Source organism: Chryseobacterium sp. GTID13 (genome assembly GCF_056172655.1).
The window spans coordinates 1,814,484-1,834,039 of record NZ_JAOCMB010000005.1; the positions used below are offsets into that span (position 1 = coordinate 1,814,484).

20 protein-coding genes, 2 pseudogenes and 1 riboswitch are annotated in these 19,556 nt (G+C 39.9%); of the genes and pseudogenes, 4 read left to right on the forward strand and 18 right to left on the reverse strand.

Translation table 11 applies throughout. From position 1 onward, the window contains the following. Positions 1 to 31 precede the first annotated feature (31 nt). The 15 genes and pseudogenes from N4G44_RS15025 to N4G44_RS15095 form a co-directional block, all read right to left on the reverse strand. The gene (locus N4G44_RS15025) at positions 32 to 847 is read right to left on the reverse strand and encodes a hypothetical protein (RefSeq protein WP_474928054.1); all 816 of its coding nucleotides are present in this window, start codon (positions 845 to 847) and stop codon (positions 32 to 34) included. 8 nt (positions 848 to 855) lie between these two features. Next, on the reverse strand, positions 856 to 1,593 hold the full coding sequence (locus tag N4G44_RS15030; protein WP_474928055.1) for a hypothetical protein: 738 nt from the start codon (positions 1,591 to 1,593) through the stop codon (positions 856 to 858). A gap of 14 nt (positions 1,594 to 1,607) precedes the next feature. Then, positions 1,608 to 3,464, reverse strand: a complete 1,857-nt coding sequence (locus tag N4G44_RS15035; RefSeq protein WP_474928056.1) for an OmpA family protein — start codon at positions 3,462 to 3,464, stop codon at positions 1,608 to 1,610. 64 nt (positions 3,465 to 3,528) lie between these two features. Next, a complete protein-coding gene (locus tag N4G44_RS15040; RefSeq protein ID WP_474928059.1) occupies positions 3,529 to 4,017 on the reverse strand; it encodes a DUF4280 domain-containing protein in 489 nt (162 codons plus the stop codon). A gap of 2 nt (positions 4,018 to 4,019) precedes the next feature. Beyond that, a complete protein-coding gene (locus tag N4G44_RS15045; protein ID WP_474928061.1) occupies positions 4,020 to 5,060 on the reverse strand; it encodes a hypothetical protein in 1,041 nt (346 codons plus the stop codon). Positions 5,061 to 5,076: 16 nt separating this feature from the next. Further along, positions 5,077 to 5,574 (reverse strand): hypothetical protein, encoded by a 498-nt coding sequence (locus N4G44_RS15050; RefSeq protein WP_474928063.1) that lies wholly within the window; start codon positions 5,572 to 5,574, stop codon positions 5,077 to 5,079. 179 nt (positions 5,575 to 5,753) lie between these two features. Continuing rightward, positions 5,754 to 6,116 carry a LysM peptidoglycan-binding domain-containing protein gene (locus N4G44_RS15055; protein WP_474928064.1) on the reverse strand — a complete coding sequence of 121 codons (363 nt, stop codon included), beginning with the start codon at positions 6,114 to 6,116 and terminating at the stop codon, positions 5,754 to 5,756. Between the two features lie 53 nt (positions 6,117 to 6,169). Next, positions 6,170 to 7,171, reverse strand: a complete 1,002-nt coding sequence (locus N4G44_RS15060; RefSeq protein WP_474928066.1) for a T6SS phospholipase effector Tle1-like catalytic domain-containing protein — start codon at positions 7,169 to 7,171, stop codon at positions 6,170 to 6,172. 53 nt (positions 7,172 to 7,224) lie between these two features. Continuing rightward, on the reverse strand, positions 7,225 to 7,590 hold the full coding sequence (locus tag N4G44_RS15065) for a hypothetical protein (protein WP_474928068.1): 366 nt from the start codon (positions 7,588 to 7,590) through the stop codon (positions 7,225 to 7,227). Between the two features lie 53 nt (positions 7,591 to 7,643). Beyond that, a complete protein-coding gene (locus N4G44_RS15070) occupies positions 7,644 to 8,618 on the reverse strand; it encodes a DUF2931 family protein (RefSeq protein WP_474928069.1) in 975 nt (324 codons plus the stop codon). Between the two features lie 64 nt (positions 8,619 to 8,682). Continuing rightward, entirely contained in the window at positions 8,683 to 8,853 is a 171-nt protein-coding gene (locus N4G44_RS15075) for a hypothetical protein (RefSeq protein ID WP_155859170.1), read from the reverse strand. Between the two features lies 1 nt (position 8,854). Then, a complete protein-coding gene (locus N4G44_RS15080) occupies positions 8,855 to 10,786 on the reverse strand; it encodes a type VI secretion system Vgr family protein (protein ID WP_474928071.1) in 1,932 nt (643 codons plus the stop codon). Between the two features lie 158 nt (positions 10,787 to 10,944). Beyond that, positions 10,945 to 11,349: a type VI secretion system tube protein TssD gene (gene tssD, locus N4G44_RS15085; RefSeq protein ID WP_048502252.1), complete on the reverse strand. Its 405-nt coding sequence runs from the start codon at positions 11,347 to 11,349 to the stop codon at positions 10,945 to 10,947. A 176-nt stretch (positions 11,350 to 11,525) separates the two neighbouring features. Further along, positions 11,526 to 11,822, reverse strand: coding sequence for a DUF2752 domain-containing protein (locus N4G44_RS15090; RefSeq protein ID WP_474928073.1), 297 nt, complete (start codon positions 11,820 to 11,822; stop codon positions 11,526 to 11,528). 8 nt (positions 11,823 to 11,830) lie between these two features. After that, positions 11,831 to 12,881: pseudogene (locus tag N4G44_RS15095) on the reverse strand (NADH:flavin oxidoreductase/NADH oxidase). 103 nt (positions 12,882 to 12,984) lie between these two features. Between N4G44_RS15095 and cdd the strand changes: the two are divergent. From cdd to N4G44_RS15115, 4 genes and pseudogenes are all read left to right on the forward strand, one after another. Further along, positions 12,985 to 13,466 (forward strand): annotated as a pseudogene (gene cdd / locus N4G44_RS15100) (cytidine deaminase). 165 nt (positions 13,467 to 13,631) lie between these two features. After that, a riboswitch (cobalamin riboswitch) is annotated at positions 13,632 to 13,807 on the forward strand. A 31-nt stretch (positions 13,808 to 13,838) separates the two neighbouring features. Then, the gene (locus N4G44_RS15105) at positions 13,839 to 15,149 is read left to right on the forward strand and encodes a TonB-dependent receptor (RefSeq protein ID WP_474928075.1); all 1,311 of its coding nucleotides are present in this window, start codon (positions 13,839 to 13,841) and stop codon (positions 15,147 to 15,149) included. Next, a complete protein-coding gene (locus N4G44_RS15110; protein WP_474928348.1) occupies positions 15,128 to 15,697 on the forward strand; it encodes a TonB-dependent receptor domain-containing protein in 570 nt (189 codons plus the stop codon). The genes N4G44_RS15105 and N4G44_RS15110 overlap by 22 nt, the downstream gene beginning before the upstream one ends. A gap of 13 nt (positions 15,698 to 15,710) precedes the next feature. Beyond that, the gene (locus N4G44_RS15115; protein WP_474928076.1) at positions 15,711 to 16,754 is read left to right on the forward strand and encodes a YncE family protein; all 1,044 of its coding nucleotides are present in this window, start codon (positions 15,711 to 15,713) and stop codon (positions 16,752 to 16,754) included. A gap of 165 nt (positions 16,755 to 16,919) precedes the next feature. Here N4G44_RS15115 and N4G44_RS15120 read toward each other — a convergent pair whose 3' ends face one another. The 3 genes from N4G44_RS15120 to N4G44_RS15130 form a co-directional block, all read right to left on the reverse strand. Beyond that, complete coding sequence (locus tag N4G44_RS15120; RefSeq protein WP_474928077.1) at positions 16,920 to 18,338, reverse strand: CCA tRNA nucleotidyltransferase; 1,419 nt, start codon at positions 18,336 to 18,338, stop codon at positions 16,920 to 16,922. Between the two features lie 40 nt (positions 18,339 to 18,378). Further along, on the reverse strand, positions 18,379 to 18,723 hold the full coding sequence (locus tag N4G44_RS15125) for a nuclear transport factor 2 family protein (protein ID WP_474928079.1): 345 nt from the start codon (positions 18,721 to 18,723) through the stop codon (positions 18,379 to 18,381). Positions 18,724 to 18,828: 105 nt separating this feature from the next. Further along, entirely contained in the window at positions 18,829 to 19,377 is a 549-nt protein-coding gene (locus tag N4G44_RS15130) for an L-threonylcarbamoyladenylate synthase (RefSeq protein WP_474928081.1), read from the reverse strand. Positions 19,378 to 19,556: the final 179 nt, after the last annotated feature.

The following is a 19,556-nucleotide window of genomic DNA, read 5'->3' on the forward strand; positions in this document are numbered from 1 at the left end:
CAAACCTCCAAAAAAGTCATCATCAGGGAATTTAAATAATACTAAATCCTTTTTCTTTTGTTCTCATGTGAAGCTTGACTTCCATTTCAATATTGCTTTGCTTTTCCAGATCCGGACTTTTGAACTGAAGGGGCTGGGATCCGTCTTTTCTCATGAGTCTTACCAGTTTACCATACCCCATAATTTCGAGTTGCAAATCTGCTTCATTAAGTTCTTCCACAGCTAAATTCTGGCCAAATAACTGGCCGGCACTGTCTAAAAACCTTTTTTTCCGGTCTTCGGTATAGTATAAAGCCTGCTCCTGAAGTTTCATTTTGTCCCGGGACATTTCCAGGTATTTACCGGCATCATGTTCAACAAGTACTGCTCGTATCTGCCTGTAGTATTTCAAAACATCACTGAAGAGGTCTTCTTTTTTCATGTCCTTAAAATCTACGGAATGCTGCCAGCCGTCCAATACAAAAGGAAGTTCTACTTCTATTTCACTGGCAACCGTAAAAGTGGGGTGGCTGACGTTTTCCGTGAGTCCGTCCCAAGGAGATTCCATTTTAGGGCGAAAGGCAAAACGGGAGGCCTTCCAGTTGTCTAAATCTGCACAAAAGAAGTCCACGGACATGATATCATCTTCATCCAAAACATTTTTTCCCAAACGCGGATACATTTTCCCGACCACCTGGTATTTCCCGCTTTGCAGCAGGGCCTGGTTGATCATGGTATCTCCTCCGAATCCTCCTTCTTTTGTCTCATCTCCGTACCAGTCTATAACGGGAACATCATTCACATAGATGGTTCCTGAGCAATACATTCTGGGATATACGGAGTATAATGGCTTTTTAAAATTATGCATACCTGAATTTAAGTTAAATATTTTTTATCCATATAGTAAGTTTCTTCTTTCAGCACCTTTTCTTCTACTTTGAAGTTACTTTTCCACCAGCCGACTTCGCCTTCTATCTCTACGGAAAGAACAACTCCGGAAAATTTCAGAACAGGCTGGATAAATAATCCTGTTGTATCTGAATCTATGACAAAATCTCCTCCAAAATAGGAATCTGCTTTGGCAGCGGCTTTAAATGTGGCAATAGGCTTTACTTTTGTTCCTTTTACAGTTCCTACCTCGACACTTACACTGAGTTCTATGGTAGCTCCCATTTTCCCGCCAATAGTGGTCTTACCCTGCATATTGATTCCATTGATGCTATCTATTTTCAGGGCATCCACCATCATTTCCAGCTCGCCGTAGAATGTAGCTGTAAAGGTAACTGAAGCGCCTAGTTTTTCCAATCCGCCTCTGAATTTATTAATAATTCTTGCGGCGGCAGGGTTTCCTGTTGCTCCGTAAGAAGCGACGGCAATTGCTGCACCGATAATATCAATAACAACTTCAGCTCCTATCAGGGGTTTGAAGCCAAAGCCAACTTCCCCAATCACACTCAGGTTTGCCCGCTCATTGACTCTCTCCAGATACCACTTCCCTACTACTGTAAACTTAGGATATCTTACATTAAAACCAACAGGAATTGCTGTTTCTTTTGCGGCACTCTGAGCGTAATTGATGGCATTCTGAACGATATTCACAGCAGTAGCAATCATCTTTGCAACGATCTCTATCTTATCTGAAAACTCGTTGGTGAAACTCCTTTTTCTCTGCCGGCATCCCATTCTGCAGACAGCCCTACCCCTATGGAAATCGGAACTTTTCCGGTTTCGTTCAGCCGGTATCTTTTGTAACCCGCCTGCCTGGCTTTCTCCTGATGTTTGGCATAGATATTTCCCGGGGGCATATTGGCCGCTTTATAGTTGGAAACATTCACCTGGAATTCCAGCGCCAGTTCCCATTTGATATCGGGATAGGCTTTGATTAAAACCGTGGTCCTTTTTTCATTGCTGAAATATCTGCAGCTATGAACATGCATATGAAACTGGTTCGGATTGGTAGCTGAAGGCCAGATATACTGTATAGGAGCCACATTCAATCTTGATATATTCGAATAGACTTTGTACCGGAAAGACGGTGTACCAAAGGTTTGTTTGGTATCTCCGGCATCAATGGCCTGCCCCACATCAACCATAAGGGTCTGCTTTTTATGCTTGTTTTTGCTGTCGCGGAAACATTCATTAGTTTCGTATCCTGCAATATCAATCGTAAGCTCTTTCTTTGTGGATTCGGTAGGCGCCACTACTTCATAATTTATCGTCTGGGCATCATGGGCGTTGAATACAAATGAAATATCTACCCTTCTGTTATTCTCGTAGTCTTTTTCATTTTTATATTTTACGTTGTCCCTGCCCATTTTATCATCGGTAGGGTCTATTTCTCCTTTCCCGACAGAAATGATCCTGCGGGGATCAAGTCCTCCGTCTGCAAAAAATTTCTTTACCACATCGGCTCTTCTCTGGGACAGTCCTTTATTGTAATTCTGCTTTCCTATCACACAGGCATAACCGCTAAGGTTCATGGTAGAATCTTTATGCTCGAGAAGAAATTTAAGCACATTATTAAGAATGGCTTCCCCGTTCTTGTCTATTACCGTTGAATCGAATTTATAATAGATGGTTCTCTCAATCTTTTCCTGAAGGGCAGCAGACTGTACTTTTCTTATTCCTGTACCGTTGTCGAAAACCTTAACCGTAGTATTACTTGCTTTCCCATCCTTCACTTCACTTTCTGTGATCTTGATGACTTCGAATTTACAAGGCTCCTGACGAACGGAATTTACGTCCGGTTTATAGACTTTGGTAGGAGTCTGGTTCTTGCTGACATTGGCATTGGTGGTAATTACTTTATTTTTTACATTCAGATAAATGCCGTGAAGCTCATCACCGAGATTATCTTTAATGTATTTTTTGGATGCGGAATCTTTTACTTTGATATAAAACTCTTCTACATTCTGGATGTTATCCACATGAGCCATCCAGGAATAGGTATTTTCTATTTTTAAATTGACCTCGCCGTCTATAACCTGCACATTATTGTATACATGGACGAGCTTATCTGCCTTTGCGGTCTGCTGGTTCCAAAGTTCAACTGTCAGGGTATTTCCGTTAAGACCTTCCGTTGTAAGGTTAAGGTAAACAATATGGCCGTAGGAAATAAACTTGGTTTTATTCTGGTTTTTGATGCTGTTTTTGCTTCCCCGCTGGGTAGTCCATTTGCTGGTAATGATCCTAGGTTCACACCATCCTTTTACATAAAGGCCTGTATTGTTTTTGGAATCTCTTTTACCTGAAAAACTGGCTTCGATATAGAACTGATAGCTGCCGCAATATTGTTTGTCAATCTTGAATTTATAACCTGTAGCGGATGGAGCCTGGTAGATGATAATTTTGCGGTCATTGGTCTGCCTCATCCAGATGAGGGGTTTCTTTTTATCTTCAGCAGTTGTACCCGGCAGCCATTCATCAACCTGAAAAGTCACCTCCTGATTGGGTACAATGGTGACTCTCTGACCCGGAACAGACATTTTCGGATAATAATTACCTTTTGTAACCTTTATTTTTTTACGCCTTTTGCCATTTCTTTATCGTTTAGTTTACACTATCCTGCCCACCATAATCAGGCTGTTCTTTATACATTTCTTCAGCATCTACCAACGGATTGATCTGCTGCTGGACGTCTTTATCAGCATTCTTAAAATTCTGCGGACTGCCTTCGGTCCTTTGCCCATGATCTATGATCTCAATACAAGGTGTTCCGGCAATGGCACAGACAGCTTTGCTTGTTTCCACGATGATGTATCCGCCGTTGTTAAGCTGTACTTTTTCGTAATAATCTTTCCATTCCGTTACCATGATCTTGCAGGGCGGCGGCGGAGTCCCCATTTTTATACAGTTTCCGAACGTATTTTTTTCAAATGTGGCGGCTCCTATTTCTTTCGTGGTAACGATCAGTTTTTTGGAAGCATCCTTATCGTTGGCGTATTCTTTCTGGTGTGAGAGCACTTTGAGCTTGTCCGGCATCTGCCCGAACTGGCATTTGCATAGAGCACCCTGTACTACAATATGTTTTTCTGCCATGGTTAAAATTCTTTATTTGAAATTACAAGTCTGGTTAAATATTGATTCCCGAATTCCAGACGGACAAAAGAGGAGTTCATCTTGAAGGCAACAACCGTTAATGCACTGGATGTCATTTCATCGGTATCAACCGTAGTTTGGTAGAGCTTAGCATTGTACCGTGCAAATTTCTGCTTGCATTCAGATGGTGAACTGTCGTTGAATACAAGCCCATAAGGTAATCCGGAAACCATATCGCTACCATAATACTGAATGGCATAATATTCCCGCCCATCGTTCATATTGGCGTAGATCATATTGAAATCGTCAAAATCCCAACTGGAATATTTGCCGTTTTTACAGTCTTTACATTCCAGCTCACTGGGATCTGTCTGTAAAAGCTTTGTAAACACAACAGATGTGGCAGGCAGCGTAATAAACTGTTTTTTACTGAATAAATTCTGAAGGTTTTTGGATGCTTTTTTCTGCTTTGGAGTTCCCTCTTCCGTGGCAAGGGTTGGAGTATCCGAATAGGTAGTGGCTGCTTCAGCTGATGATGTACCTGCTGTTTCCGCCCCCTCTGCAGCCTCAGACGGTTTATAATTGATAAGAAATTCTTTGATTTCCTGTTCCAGTTTTCCTGTAGATTTGGTGAGTTTCGTATCAACCTCTTTTTTGGACCAACTGTCAGGAATCAATTTTTCGAGATAAACCGTGACTTTCGTGTTTTTTGAGGACATTTTTTTCATATTCACGGTCCAGATGGCCTGTTGAATGAACTGCTTGGGCTTAGCCCCGTTTTTCAATGCCAGGTCCAGGTAAGGATTTTTGGTAGCTCCGTCATATTTCAGATCATAGAGATCGACAGTGGTTGAAAAATCCTTGTCCGATGCAGCGGCTGCTTTGGGTTCATCTTTGGTATAATCATTCTGAAAATAGAAGATTGTATTTTGTAAGGTCTCGATGTCCTTAGGGATACTAAACTCTGTTTTTTGCCCGAAATACAAGCTGAAGCTTAATATAAAAACAAGGATGGAAAATTTATGATTTGGTTTGATTTTCATTGTATTCGTTTTTTAATTACTCAGTGAGTGTCGCAATGACTACTGCTATTTTCTTTTTCTTCTCAAGTTGTATATCACATTCTAAATACATTGATTTTATAAGTAAATCCTGCCCGTTCAGGTAATATACCACCCTGAAATTGCCTTCATCATTCATTACCGGGCTGTCTTCAATAATCATTGAAAAAGGGGCTTTGTTGATAAAATCATAAACGCTTCTTTCATCATTCAATTTTCCTTCTCCTTCTATATTAACAAGGCCTGTCTCTCCTTTCAGCGGATCGATTTCAAGTCTTATTTTATATTTTGGTTCTACCGGATTATCCACAACGGGGAAGCTTTCCGTTATCTCCGTTTCGTAATCCTGCCCGAAACTCTGATAGGTTCCGAAAAACAATGTTCTGATGAAATAATCGTTTTTCAGGTAAAGGTTCATCGCATCAGGCTCGTTGATTACTTTTTCTATCTTTTCGCAGTAGGTATCTACCGTTTCGCCATCAAATTCTTTATACACCTCCTCTTTTACGGCTGGCCATCTTTCTTTGAATACGGAAAGATTTTCTATATCATTAAATCTTCCTTTCTCGTCTACACTGATCTGTAGCGGGTATAAGACTTTAGAAGTTTTATATGCCAGAAGATCGGCTATTTCATTGACTTCTTCTTCGTTCAGATACAGATTCGAAGTTCTGTCTATTTCAAAAAATGAAGCTGCTTTTCTTTTTTCAGCCAGCGTACTGACGTTTCATATTTCAGCTCGTTTTTATGATCGTCATTTTCAATAGTTATGGTCGTTCCATATCTGATGAATGAGTTTTCCGGCTGAAAGATCAGGCTGTTGCCCCGCCCGAACTTTACCAACCTGTTTTTATCGGTCACCACAGTTCTCGGCAGAAAGAGCTCTTTCTGTGTTGTAAGCTCAATCAGGATCATATCTTTTACGTCGCAGTGGTTATTATGAAATAACTTTAAAGCAGGAGCATCGAGGTTGTACAACTGGCTTATACTTTTTAAGCTTTCTCCTTTCTGGACGGTATGTATATTAAATTTCTGCATAAGCAATCCGGCATCAGTATTCTTTATCAGAATGTCTTATTTAATGTTTTGTATTAAGCCTGATGGATCACTCTTACCCTGTCAGAAGTGGGATCCATTCCTATGCCTTCTCTTCTTGCCGACCAGTGCAGGTATTTGTTCCTAAGTATTCTAAGGTCTTCCTGCTCTTTCATTTCCCTCTGGTAGTTTGCATATTTCTGTTCGGGTATGGATGCTCCACCATAAGCGACCCTAAGATCATGGTATCTTTTAAAGGTATACTGTTTTCCATCTCCCATAGCATAAGGCCTCAAACGGTTTTTCACCCTTACCAGCAATTCATCTGATGAAATGGAATAGGTTTCGTCAGTAAGTTTTTTTATTTTAAGAGGAACAGTCTTCTGAACGCCGTGTTCTGCCATAAAATGCAAAGGAATATAGCTGTAAGCTTTTTTCAGGAATTTACGCTCTCCTCTCAGTGAGAGGTAAAAGCCCGGGGTAATGGTAAGTTCCTCATCGGTATACCATGCATCATTGATCAGCTGCTGCCGTAATGCTTTTAATTTTGTGCTGGTTGTCCAGGATGTTTCTACCTCTTCCCACACTTCCGGACCGTCTTCATAAGCTCCGCCTACATCGCAGTGTACTCCCGGAAATATTTTTTCTATTCCTACGCTTACATTGGTAAGGTCGAAGTTTTCGCGGTGTTCGTTTTCTGCCACAAAATGAATAACGGTCTGTGCCCTTCCGATGTCATCCAGTCCCAGTTCTGCTACGTCATTGTGAAAATTAGGTTTTGGAGAAAAGTTTTTGGAATAGGAAGAAACGGTATCATAAATCCCCAGGAATCTTATCTTCAGTACATCAACAGTAATCCCTGCCTCCTGCAGCTTAAGTCCCAGATGCCCCCATTTTGGAAGCTCCTGGCCTTCTACAGCATCTCCGTCACTGTCTGAATAAGAAGTTACGGTCATCCCTTCATGGGAAACCGTTGTTGCTCTGGCTTTATATTTTGATTTTCCTATTTCGTGGGCAAAATTACGGGCAGCCGCAGCACCACGGCTGAAACCGAACACATCAAAAGTAAGAACAGCTATTTTATCTGCTTTTTTTGAGTTTTTGATCGTTTTTACTTTTTTACGATCTCTTCACAGCCTTTTCTCACTTTTCCCCTGATCCCGGTAGCACCTGTTCCGAAGGCATAGCCCAACATGGAATCTTCTTCTTTATCTTCCGTTCCTATTCCTTCTATATAGATTCCAAAGTTTTTATCGTAATTATCCCATAACCGTGCTACATTACTCCAGTCATTATTATAACTGTTATTGTCACTGGGTTTGCCTCCGTTTTTTTTATAGTCTGCGGTTTTGTTCCTTCTTTCTGTAGTGTTGGTTTTATTATTCAAAGTTCCGTCAAAAAATATCCCAAGAGTAATGTCTAATACTTCCTCTTTGGATATTTCCGGTGTATAATCTCCAAATTTATTATTGTGCATGGTTCTTATTTTATTTATTGACAGATGATTTGTAAACTTTTGACAGCCGGAATCTACTCTATTTTACCTGAAAGTCTGATCTTTGCTTTTGTAACCGGCAGTTCTTCGTTTCCGCTCTTTAAGGACAGGACAGCTCCTGAATTATTTTCACGGACTTTAATGGTAAGGTCTATATTTTTTTCTTTTCCGAGCTTCTGGAATAAGTCAAATATTTCTTTCTCATCAAAAGAGTCTATCCATACTGCATATCTGTTTTTATTCTTATCTCTCCAGTAGAATCCGCAGAATTTCGGAACAGCTCTTTGTTTATAGGTATCTGCCTTCAGGCTTTCTCCGAAAAGGTTTTCCTGTTCGCCGTTATAATTATTAAATCCGAAATCGATCCATTCGCTGCCCTCCGGCAAGATCACAGAAGGTTTCCAGTTATATTTTTCCCTGTACACTTCGTAAATATCCGGATCAGGATAGCCTTCTTTTTCTATTTTAGCTCTGACTTCGGGCTTAAATGTTTCATAGGACGGATCTTTCAGCATTCTGTCTGCAAAGCCATCTTTCAACATGTACTGTGCATTTTCGTATGCCTTTTCTTTGGTAATAACAGTATCATGAGCCTGAAAAACACCTACTTCTTTCTGATTTCCCGGACCACTGATCCATAAAACCACCCGTCCTTTGGGTGCAAGGCCAACAATAAAATTGCTGTATGTGGTTTTCTTACCATTGTCCTGGTCTATAAAGCCTTTATCAAAGAGATCTTTTATTTTCTGCTTATCCAGGTCCCATTTTCCGGTATAGAATTTATTTTCTACCAGGGAATACCATGTAAATTCCAGTTTGTTGGGGATGTCCATCTGGCTGGTTTCTACACTCATGGTTCCGCCTTCATTTCCCCAGCCTGTATTCTGTGTACCCCAGATGGCATCAAAGCTGTAGGTAAAGTCATCTGCAATAATGGCTCCTTTATAAATTTCCATCGGGTATTCCTCCGGTGCCGAAAGGGTTCCCAGCCAGCTGTATTTCTGTTCCATTTTTTTATTTTGACAATTGATTAATGAGAAACTACTAATAATAAAAAGAATAAGAATTCTTATTTTACTTGTTTCCATGAGACATTATTTTCTTGTTGCTTGCCAAAACAAGGTTATTTTTCTGTGCCTCTACATTAATTTTCTGAGCAATTTTTTCAACTTTCTTGCCCACACTCAGATGATAGGAGTCTGTGACTTTTATCTGTATATTTTTAGCTGTTTTAATGATGGCCATATCAGAAAAGTTTTGATTTTTCAGCACTGTTGAATTCCACGATCTTACCGCTCTGCATCGTCATGTTTTCAAGCTCGCTGAACATGGATATCTCTCCGGCTATTTCATTGGAGGTTTCAGACTGTCTTCTGAATTCTTTTTCCACCATTTCAGTTCTGGTATCCGAAGATTCGCGGATATCACCGGAAGCTGTCTGTACAATATCTTTTCCTGCTGTAGAAATGATACTGTTATTGGCAGAACTGTTGATTCCTTCTCCTGCACTGATCAAAATTTCTTTTCCTGCGGTGATATTGATATTATCTCCGGCATTCAGTGTAAAGTTTTTAGGGGCTTTCATGCTTATATTCCCGGCACCATCCATGAAGTAGATATTCCCGCTCGGATCCATGATTTTCACACTTCCTTCTTCATCATTCATTAAAATTCTGATTCCGCTTCTGGTCTGGATAGATTTCAGGTGATTGTTGACACCTCCGCCCAATGCTACTCCACCATGGAACATTCCTCCCATTACAAAAGGCCTGTCAGGATGGCTGTGGACAAAATTGACCATCACCTGATCTCCCACTTCCGGAATGGCTACATATCCTCGGTTTTGAGTGATCTGATCTGTTCCTCCCGCATCGGGGCTCATCATTCTGATAAAATGTGTAGTATCGCTGGTCTGCCAGTCGAACTGCACCTGAATCCTGCCCTGTCCTTCCGGATCTGTATTGGATATTACCACTGCAGTTTGCGGTTCTGCTTTAGGGATTTTATATTCCGGTCTGGGAAGAAATCCGGTATCTGCCGCAATTCCTGCAAAGCTTCCTTTATAATGGCCTATAGTGTCGATCTCATGCTCAGCTTCCGTGATCATGATTCTTGTAAAATAGGACGTTTCATTGGAGTCCTGCTTCCTCATCTGAACATCTGCAATACATCCCGGATGAAGGAATGGAACCGTTGTATTTCCTGAAATGGAAAAAACGTTCACTGCTGCACTTCCCGAGGCACTTTTCTGCGAGTATTCCACATCGAGGTGGGTGGACGCTTTGATAGGAGCTACCTGAAGCGCAGGAGTTTTGTAAATACTGTTATTATGTTCATAAGCTGTTTTCGCCATATCACTCACATGCTGAATAGGTGTAGAGCCGGAAGTTAGCTTCTCATTTTTGTTGCTGTTATAGCCGTAAAACTGAGGTTTGGTGTGAATCGCTTTCAGTTCAACTTTAATATCGTTGGCACTGCTTCCGTACGTCAGGATAATAGGTTTGTTCTGAGGCGGAAGTTTCCCGAAATGAAGCACTTCACCGTCATAAAAAAACTGTTCGCCATAGGCTTCAGCCATTCTTGCGAGGTAATTGTAGTGAGTCTCGTCGTATTGGCTGCTGTAGATAATCTGAGAGAAGTTATTGGCATCAACTCTGATATCAAAGCGGCTTTTATCAATTCCCTGTTTGATAACTTCTTCTGCAATGATTCCGATATTGACCGGCTGGCTTCCTCCAAAACTCTGGATATGAGAAGCACCATCCAGAAGAATGGTAGGACTGCATCCTGTAAGCACAATATTCCCCAGGCTCATCTTTTCCTGGCTGAAAGCTACTCCGGTAATGATACCCACAAATGTTCTTTCCGGGCTGTTATCTATATCTTTATAGGAAATAACTGCAGTGAGGCGTTTTCCAAGGAATTTATTGGCATCTTCCAGCGAATGGGTCTGTCGGCCCCCTAAGGTATCATGAGCCAGGGTAAGCGTAAATTCATGATGACGCTGGGTACTTTGCTTAAGTTTAAAATGCTTATAAAATTTGATAATCTTTCCTTCTATAACCAGGGAAAGTTTTACCAGACGGTTGATACCGGCATGATGATTTTCGGATACCCCGTCTGCATTTTGTGACGGTCGAAAAGCTTTTCCGCTTGAGTTTTCTGGTGTAGTAGACATATTTTATAAAGTGATTTGTGTTAAAATGTGTATATTATTCATCCAATCGGGAATTTTTGAGAATAAACAAAGATTCCTTGTTAGAAAATAGTGTTCACAACAGGTAAAAAAAGACCGTCTTGAGGGACAGTCTCTTTGTATTTTGTACTATTCCGGGTCTAGCTTAATGGCCAGAATCCGTCGTATAGTGAATTTCCATAGGTAATGCTTTCTGCGCTTACTACAAAGCTTACCAGCATATTGTTGCTGTCGATAGCATCAAAATCCACTTCGTGGTGGATTACGTATCCGTTCTCCCATTTCAGGGTGATCAATGTTCCCTCTTCATGAGACTTATTGAATGTAACTTCACCGCTGGTTGGTTTATATTTGCTGTTCAACAGACTTTCCAGAATATCTGATTTTTCGGTTGCTTCAATGGTTATTTTGATCAAAGCATTCGAAGGGTCGGATGCCACACGTCCCGAAACATCGGTAGACCTTGATACGTTATAGTTAAGTTTTAACAATTTTTGTCCTTCGCCTCCATTGAATTTTAAGATTCCTCTTGAATTTCCTGCCATATTCTTACATTTTAATCATTAATGATTATACGATTCTTAAAGTTTGTCCAAACAAAGATAAACTTCATGCTTTAATTTAAAAAATTTTCACCCGATAGATTTACATTTTGTAGTAATTCTACGACTTTTTTCTACCCATCTTACATAAGGATTAAAAAATATAGTCTCTCCTTATTTTATAAATGAGAATGGCTATAAAAATGTTTATAATAATAGGATATGACCATAATAACCAGATTGATAATAACCAAGGCCATCAAAATACTCCCATATTTTCTTTTTTTATCTGCGAAACTCATGCCTAATGTGAAAAAGAACAGCAATAATGTATAAACTGCCGGATACATATGAAAAGCTTCTGAAAACTTCCCTTCAAATACCAGCATAACTGCCCTTTGGGCACCACATCCCAAACATTCTATTCCCAGAAATCTCTTGCTGGGACAGGTAAGCATAAAGTCTTCGATTTTCATTTTTTATGTTACGATGAAATTTTCGCCCTTGTATACTGATGGGGAAAGAAGCAGTCAGCCTTCATTTCAAAGGAGCCCTGAACAGCAATATAGGGATTCCTTAGAATCTCTCTTGCAATAAATATAAGGTCTGCATCTTCTTTTTCCAATATGTCTTCGGCCTGCTCTACTTTGGTAATCAATCCCACCGCTCCGGTTCTGACCCCGGCTTCTCTTCTGACCTGAGACGAAAAAGGAACCTGATATCCATCAAACACAGGTATTTTTGCTCCATGAATATTTCCTCCGCTTGAAACATCAACCAGATCCACGGAATGTTCTTTTAATACTTTGGCAAGTTCGGCACTGTCATCAATATTCCATCCGCCCTCCGCATACTCAGTACCGGAAATTCTTACAAAAAGGGCGGTATCTTCATTCAGTACTTCATTTACAGCATCAACAATTTCGACCAGAAATCGGATCCTGTTTTCAAAGCTTCCCCGTACTCGTCCGTTCTGATGTTGGAAAGCGGCGATAAGAACTGATGGATGAGGTATCCGTGTGCACCATGAATTTCTATGATATCGAAGCCGGCCTTTACTGCTCTTTGAGCTGCATTTTTAAAATTCTGAACCTGTTCCCGGATCTCATCAACAGTGAGGGCATGGGGAATCCTTTCAGAGGGATGATAAGGAATACCGCTGGGAGCTACTGTTTCCCAGCCTTCTTCTATGGGAATCTGTATATTATTCCACGTGGAGCCCTTTCTTCCGGCATGGGCAAGCTGGATTCCTATTTTACTTTCTGAACGGGAATGGACAAAGTCAACGATTTTTTCAGTTCCTCTGCCTGCTGATCGTTCCAGATTCCCATACAGTGATTGGTGATTCTTCCCCGCGGCTCTACGCCTGTAGCTTCTACCATGATCAGTCCGGTTCCTCCTTGTGACCTGCTCCCGTAGTGTACAAAATGGAAATCATTGGCCATGCCATTTTCACAGGAATACATACACATAGGAGACATTACCCATCTGTTTTTCAGTTCTACATTTCTGAATTTTATTGGTGTATACAGCATTTTATTTTTTTTGAATTTTCAATTTAATGGATGAATAAAAAAACATTGTTCAATTGGTGAAAAAGGAGTACTTTTAGCCCCCTTTTTTAGTCATGACTAATATATGAAAAAAGACATACAGATCAGTTACGAGCACTTTAAAAACAGCAGTGAACTGAGCGATATAGAAAAAAACTGTTCGAGAGTGCCAAACAGGCCCGTGAAAATGCCTATGCGCCTTACTCGAACTTCCTTGTAGGATGTGCTGTTCTGCTGGAAAACGGTGAAATTTACTCAGGTAACAACCAGGAAAATGCAGCCTATCCATCAGGACTATGTGCGGAAAGAACGACTCTTTTCTGGGTGGCTGCTAATTTTCCTGATGTAAAGGTCAAGAAGATTTTTGTAGTGGGCGGACCAAAGGAATTCCATGAGAAAAATCCTCCGATCCCTCCTTGTGGAGCATGCAGACAAAGTTTAATAGAATATGAGACAAAACAAAGTGAAAACATAGACCTTTATTTTTCAAGCATGAATGATGAGGTCGTGAAGGTGCATTCTATTAAGGATTTGTTACCTTTTTATTTTGATTCATCGTTTTTGTAAGATGAAATTTTGTCAATTGTAAATTTTGCTTTGCAAGTGAAGAGTTGGTTTGAAAAAATTCATTCAATTCATATATCTGTATTATCTTGCGAAGCAAAATTGACCATTCACTATTGACCTTATCATTCATTTTTTTACCCTTTTTGTGAAATACATATAAAAAGTTATCTTTGCAAAAATTTTGGTTTCCAGCATTTTGGAAATAATAGGGAATTGGGTGCGATGCCCAAACTGTCCCCGCAACTGTAGATCGCAATAAGATTTTCTGCAAAAAACCACTGTTCATACGGGAAGGTGCAGAAAGCGAAAGTCAGGAGACCTGCCAGAATTATAACTAAAAACGGATTACTTTCGGAGGAAAAGTAAAATAGTATGGATATAAAAAGGTCTTTATTACTGCTTTGTTCGTCTTTTGGCGGCTTTCTTTTCGGACAGGAGAAAGCTGTTGACACTATTTATATTTTCGACAGCCAGATGAAAAAAGCAAAACTTTTTCACCCGGTCCGTACAATTACTCCTGAAGATGTTGAGAAAAACTCAACCAATCTATCTGAACTTTTACGCTTCCAGTCTTCCATTTACATTAAAGAAAACGGTCGTGGTGCTGTTTCTTCACCATCATTCCGGGGAACAACGGCTCAGCAGACTGCTTTTGTATGGAACGGAATCAATATCAACTCGAGCTTTTTGGGGCAAGGGGATGTGAATAATATTCCTCTCTTCGGATATGATCAGATTGATATAAAAGCTGGCGGAGGAAGTGTTGTATATGGAAGCGGTGCTATCGGGGGAAGCATTCATTTAAATAACATTTTAGATTTCAACAGGGGTTTTAAGGCTTCTGTTTTTTCAGAGGTGGCATCTTTTGATACCTATAATAATTTTGCACAGGCTGCTTTCAGCAATGAAAAATTGAGTGTAAAGGTTTCAGGAAGCTATATAACCAGTCAAAATGACTACAAGGTTCCTGAATTCGTGGTAGGAAATACCGGGTTTCATAATACCAACGGAAGATATTATAATACTTCGGTCAATATTGGCGTAGCGTATAAAATTGCTGACCACCAGACTATTTCATGGCAAAACCAGATGTTTGATGCTTCCCAGCATTATCCTATTTTCGAACTGAACGGTAATAAAACGAAATATAAGGTGCAGACTTTAAGAAGCCTGATTGCATGGGACATTAACAAAAGTAATCTTTCCAACAGTCTGAAAATGGCTTACACAGAGGATAATTTCCAGTATTTTGCAGATATTAACCAACCTAAGGCAAGTGGGGCAGACGGAAAGAATTACATTTTTAAGAATGATTTCAATTATTTCATCACTCCAAAGATCAACATCAATGCTATCGGGGAATTTCAGGTGAACAAGGGTGAAGGTTACCAATCGGACAAAAATAGTCAATCAGGAATTGGGGTTGTCAGCAGAAATGTAGGTTCCTTATCCGGCTTAATAAGATATTTTGCTACAAAAGATCTCCGTTTCGAAGCAGGAATTAAGAAGGATTTTGTAGAAGACATCTCTTCTCCCCTTCTGTATTCTTTTTCCGGGAAATGGAATGCTGTGAAATGGTATCATGTAGGAATTAATTTTTCAAAAACTTCAGATACCCTTCTTTTAATGATCTTTACTGGCAGCCGGGAGGAAATCTGGATCTGGTTCCGGAAACCTCTGTAAATATTGATATGAACCATGAGTTCAGCTTTGGGGATTTTAAGATTGCTCTAAGCCCTTATTATATGGATATCAAAAACCTGATCAACTGGCTTCCGACCTCTTTGGGGTATTGGGCACCATTTAATACGTACAGGGTTGAATCTTACGGTCTGGAATCTCAGGTTACCTGGAATAAAACCTTTGGTAAACATGCTTTGAAGCTGGACGGAGGCTATACGTATTCAAAATCGATCAACAAAGACACTGATTTGCAGAGGATGTATGTTCCGATGCACAAGGCAGTCGGAAATATAGAGTATGGATATTCTTTATTCAAAGTATATGCTCAGGGAATGTTCAACGGCCTTACGTATACAACATCCGACGAAAAAAGATCTGTAGCGATTGACCCATATTTTATTTTGAATGCCGGAATTTCTGCATCGCTTTTCAAGAAATACACTTTAGGATTTAAAGTAAATAACGTCACGGATACCTATTACCAGACAGTATCTCTTTACCCGATGCCTAAAAGAAATTACAGTGTTTATGCAACAATTAATTTTTAAACTTAAAAATATTATGAAACTGACAAAACTTCTACATCTTCTTTTTGCTTTTACACTTCTTCTGGGCATCGTGTCCTGTAGCAGTGACAATACTGAGGAGCAGGAAATATTCTACGGTAACGGCTTTTTAATTGCCAATGAAGGGACTTACGGAAAGCCCGAGGCAGACGTAACATTTGTAAGCGCAGACCTAAGCCTTAAACAGGATAACATTTTTGCATTTAATAACGGTGGTTCAAAGCTGGGGGATGTTTTACAGATGATTGCCTTCAATGGTGAAAATGCTTATCTTCTACTGAATAATTCTAATAGAATCCAAATTGCCAACCGTTCCAACTTTAAAGCGAACGGCCAAATTACCGCTGAACTTAATTCTCCCCGCTATATGGCTTTTGCCAACAATAATATTTATGTAACGAATGATAAATATATGGGCGATAAGTATGTAAGCATTTACAGGGTTTCAGACCGTTCTTTCATCAAAAAAATTGCTTTCACGGATGCTGCCGAGAGAATTGTGGAAGCCGGAAACAATATTTTTGTACAGAATGCTTCTTTCGGTTTTGGAAATAAGATCACTTACATCAATACTTCTACTAACGAGGTTCAGTCTACGATCACTCTTCCTGTCGGAAATATCAACAAGATCATCTCCAACAATCAAAATGTATACGCAATTGCTGCAGATGCCGCTAATTCTTATATCTACCAGATATCAAGCACAGGAAGCATTACAAAAACAACTACTTTAACGGGAATTGCCGATGCAAAAAATCTTGAAATTTCCAACGGTAAATTCTATTTCACTTCAGGAAAGAAAGTATACGGAATGGATATGAGCGCTACAACGGCTCCTTCATCACCATTATTCACCGTAGCGAACAGTGTTGATGATTATTCCGCTTTATACGGATTCAGCGTAATCAACGATAAAATTTTCACATCGGATTCCAACGGATTTACCCAGGACAGTAAAATTGTAGTTTACAATACTTCAGGAACTATTATCAAATCATTCACTTCGGGTATAGGTTCCAACTCCGTTTATCCTAACTAAGAATTAATACTCCGGTATTATCACATAATTTTTTATTTTTTTCATCATTTGTGTTTTTTTTCCGGTCTCTTCTGCAAAGAAGCGGCCGGATTTTATTTTAAGAGGTAAAACGGTTACGGCGGGACTTCGTCCCGCCGTAACCGTTTAATATTATTCTAAGTTTAATTATGCTTTCAATCCCAGCTTCTCAGCTTCGGCAATCACAAATTTTTCAGCTTCTTCCTTGTCATTCGGGATCTCTCCTTCCAGAATGGCTTCTTTTACTTTTTCTTTAAGGATTCCGATTTCTTTTCCGGGCTTGAGATTGAACATCTGCATGATTTCTTCTCCGGTAATCGGTGGCTGGAAATTGCGGACCTGGTCTTTTTCCTCCACTTCCTTGATCTTCACCGCTACATATTCAAAATTCTTTTTGAACCTGTCCTGTTTTTTAGAGTTTTTGGTCGTGATATCTGCTTTGCACAGGGTAAAAAGGTCTTCCAGATCTTCACCGGCATCAAACAGGAGTCTTCTCAGTGCAGAGTCTGAAGCATCATCTGTGATCAGAGCAATCGGGCGTGATGAAAGCTTTACCATTTTCTGTACGTATTTCATATCACTTCCCAATGGCAGTTTTAGCCTGTTGAACAGGGTTTTTACCATTTTTGAGCCTAAAAACTCATGGCCATGGAAAGTCCATCCGGTTCCTTCAACAAACTTTTTGGTAGGTGCCTTGCCTATATCATGCAAAAGTGCCGACCACCGTAACCATAAATTATCTGTATTTTCAGCGATATTATCCACCACTTCAAGGGTGTGATAGAAATTATCTTTGTGCGTCTGGCCTTCTACCTCTTCTACTCCCTTCAGCTCTATCAGTTCAGGAATGATCAGCTTTAAAAGTCCTGTTTCTTCCATTAATCCCAGCCCTACGGAAGGTTTTTTAGACATCATGATTTTATTGAATTCTACCATGATCCTTTCCATAGAAACAATCTTGATTCTTTCTGCTTCCTGCCTGATCGCATTCAGGGATTTTTCTTCAATCACAAAATTCAGTGTCGAAGCAAAACGAACGGCCCGCATCATCCTTAAAGGATCATCGGAATAGGTTTGGGCAGGTTCCAAAGGAGTTCTTAAAATTCCTTTTTCAAGATCTTCAACCCCGTTGAAAGGGTCAACAAGTTCTCCGAAATTAGCTTTATTTAAAGAAATTGCCATTGCATTGATGGTAAAATCTCTTCTTTTCTGGTCATCTTCCAGTGTTCCGCCTTCTACTTCAGGCTTTCGGCTGTTCTCGGTATAGCTTTCCTTTCTGGCCCCTACAAATTCAAGCTCAAGATCTTTATATTTGATCATGGCCGTACCGTAAGTTTTGAAGACCGAAACTTTTAATTTAGGATCAATATCCTGTGCTACGGTTTGAGCGAGCTCAATCCCGCTTTGCTCCGTCACAAAATCGATATCCGTAGACGCTGTTCTCTTCATCAGAAGATCGCGGACATACCCACCGACAATATATACCGACTGGCTGTTTTTTTCCGCAGCCTCAGCAATGATTTTGAACAGTTTTAAATTTTTATTTTGGGTAAGATTAATTTTCATCGTTAATAATAGATCGTCTTTTTCTAGCAATACATTCCCATCAATCGTAATGGGCGTACATTTTATTAATTTTTTCATCATCATCAAAGAACATGACCTCTACAGCATGCTTATCCATAATAGATCTGTAGAACAACGCTACCGAATTTACACCTGCCGTTGAGCGTATCAGCTCGAAATGAAGATCAGGAAATTTATCCAGTGCTTTTTTCCAATATTCCCGGACGGCATCTTTACCTTTCAATGTACTTTCTTTCCCACCTGTAGCCATTACAATCATGGGAGTTGTGATCTCTATATCCTCTGTATAATGGGACAAGATATCTTCCAGGTCATGGGAATTCCAGGCACGGATCCATTCTTCAGCAAACTTCTGGTGGTTCATGGCATGTCTTTTATCAGTTGAAGACTGCAAAGATAGAAATTAAAAAAAGAAATCCTGCCGATATGCGTGGGCAAGATTTTAAATTGGAATATTTAATACGGGATTTTATTCACGAAGAACCTTAATCCTGTTATCGCTCCATATTTTTATCACGGAAGAACCTGAATATTTTGAAACTTTTTCCCGGTCCTCTTCCACAGCATAATCCACCAGCTTAATAATTTCAGGTGAAATATCGGAGAATTTCAACGGACTTTTATCGCCACTGAAATTAGCCGAGGTGGAAACCAAAGGTTTGTTAAGCTTTGTAATCAGTTTTTTACAGAAATCAGTTTTTATAAGCCTGATTCCGATACTTCCGTCCTCAGCGAGCAATTCTTTCGGAAGCCCGCGGGGATTCTCATAAACAATCGTTACCGGTTTTTCACTAATGTCAATAATTTCCCAGGCCATTTCCGGAACATCCACAAGCTCCTGGAGTCTCTTTTCAGATTCCACAAGAATAATCATGGATTTGTTTTTTTCCCTTTTTTTGATGTCGAAAATCTTATTGACAGCTTCTATATTCGTGGCATCGCAGCCTATTCCCCAAATGGTGTCTGTAGGATAAAGGATGGTTCCGCCGGATTTTAATATTTCGATAATGTTTTCCATAATTTTCAGGTTTAAAACCTGGGTATAAAGGTAAAGAAATGGTGAATTTCAGCCAAAAATATGAGGGTAAATGTTTGGGTTTTCGGTCGCCATATTAGGTTTTGGCTAAAGCCGTTTAAATCATTTATAAAAAAAACGGGCTAAAGCCCGTTCCTATTGAATTTTATAATATCATTGAA

Bases quoted from the DNA above. Each gene is read 5' to 3' on its own strand.
- N4G44_RS15025 (WP_474928054.1), bottom strand. From the start codon at position 847: ATGCATAATTTTAAAAAGCCATTATACTCCGTATATCCCAGAATGTAT.
- N4G44_RS15030 (WP_474928055.1), bottom strand. From the start codon at position 1,593: ATGATTGCTACTGCTGTGAATATCGTTCAGAATGCCATCAATTACGCT.
- N4G44_RS15035 (WP_474928056.1), bottom strand. From the start codon at position 3,464: ATGTCTGTTCCGGGTCAGAGAGTCACCATTGTACCCAATCAGGAGGTG.
- N4G44_RS15040 (WP_474928059.1), bottom strand. From the start codon at position 4,017: ATGGCAGAAAAACATATTGTAGTACAGGGTGCTCTATGCAAATGCCAG.
- N4G44_RS15045 (WP_474928061.1), bottom strand. From the start codon at position 5,060: ATGAAAATCAAACCAAATCATAAATTTTCCATCCTTGTTTTTATATTA.
- N4G44_RS15055 (WP_474928064.1), bottom strand. From the start codon at position 6,116: ATGCAGAAATTTAATATACATACCGTCCAGAAAGGAGAAAGCTTAAAA.
- N4G44_RS15065 (WP_474928068.1), bottom strand. From the start codon at position 7,590: ATGCACAATAATAAATTTGGAGATTATACACCGGAAATATCCAAAGAG.
- N4G44_RS15070 (WP_474928069.1), bottom strand. From the start codon at position 8,618: ATGGAACAGAAATACAGCTGGCTGGGAACCCTTTCGGCACCGGAGGAA.
- N4G44_RS15075 (WP_155859170.1), bottom strand. From the start codon at position 8,853: ATGGCCATCATTAAAACAGCTAAAAATATACAGATAAAAGTCACAGAC.
- N4G44_RS15080 (WP_474928071.1), bottom strand. From the start codon at position 10,786: ATGTCTACTACACCAGAAAACTCAAGCGGAAAAGCTTTTCGACCGTCA.
- tssD (WP_048502252.1), bottom strand. From the start codon at position 11,349: ATGGCAGGAAATTCAAGAGGAATCTTAAAATTCAATGGAGGCGAAGGA.
- N4G44_RS15090 (WP_474928073.1), bottom strand. From the start codon at position 11,822: ATGAAAATCGAAGACTTTATGCTTACCTGTCCCAGCAAGAGATTTCTG.
- N4G44_RS15105 (WP_474928075.1), top strand. From the start codon at position 13,839: ATGGATATAAAAAGGTCTTTATTACTGCTTTGTTCGTCTTTTGGCGGC.
- N4G44_RS15115 (WP_474928076.1), top strand. From the start codon at position 15,711: ATGAAACTGACAAAACTTCTACATCTTCTTTTTGCTTTTACACTTCTT.
- N4G44_RS15120 (WP_474928077.1), bottom strand. From the start codon at position 18,338: ATGAAAATTAATCTTACCCAAAATAAAAATTTAAAACTGTTCAAAATC.
- N4G44_RS15125 (WP_474928079.1), bottom strand. From the start codon at position 18,723: ATGAACCACCAGAAGTTTGCTGAAGAATGGATCCGTGCCTGGAATTCC.
- N4G44_RS15130 (WP_474928081.1), bottom strand. From the start codon at position 19,377: ATGGAAAACATTATCGAAATATTAAAATCCGGCGGAACCATCCTTTAT.